The organism is Curtobacterium sp. P97 (assembly GCF_023712445.1).
Lineage (GTDB): Bacteria > Actinomycetota > Actinomycetes > Actinomycetales > Microbacteriaceae > Curtobacterium.
On record NZ_JAMAYF010000069.1, the window covers coordinates 1 to 475 of the forward strand.

Annotated in this window: 1 protein-coding gene; it reads left to right on the forward strand. The window is 73.9% G+C overall.

All coding sequences use genetic code 11. The annotated features are described in order from the left end of the window. Nucleotides 1–475, forward strand: a 475-nt coding sequence (locus M3677_RS16965; RefSeq protein WP_251161131.1) for an exodeoxyribonuclease III, incomplete at both ends; no start/stop codon positions are given.

The following is a 475-nucleotide window of genomic DNA, read 5'->3' on the forward strand; positions in this document are numbered from 1 at the left end:
GGCGATCGGCTACGAGGTCGCCCACGTCGGGCTCAACCAGTGGAACGGTGTCGCGATCGTGTCCCGGGTGGGCATCGACGACGTCCAGGTCGGCTTCGAGGGCATGCCCTCGTGGTCGAGCAAGGAGGGCGTCGACCCGGCGCCCGAGGCCCGGGCCATCGCCGCCACCTGCGGCGGGGTGCGGATGTGGTCGCTGTACGTGCCCAACGGCCGGCAGCTGGGTGACCCGCACCTGGCCTACAAGCTCGACTGGCTGGCGGCGCTGCGGGAGAACGCGGCCGGCTGGCTGGCCGCCGACCCGCAGGCCCAGATCGCGCTCACCGGCGACTGGAACATCGCCCCGCAGGACGACGACGTCTGGGACATGGCGGTCTTCGCCCACTCCACGCACGTCAGCCCGCCCGAGCGCGCCGCCTTCGCCGCGGTGGTCGAGGCCGGCTACGCCGACGTCGTGCGCCCGCACACCCCCGGCGAG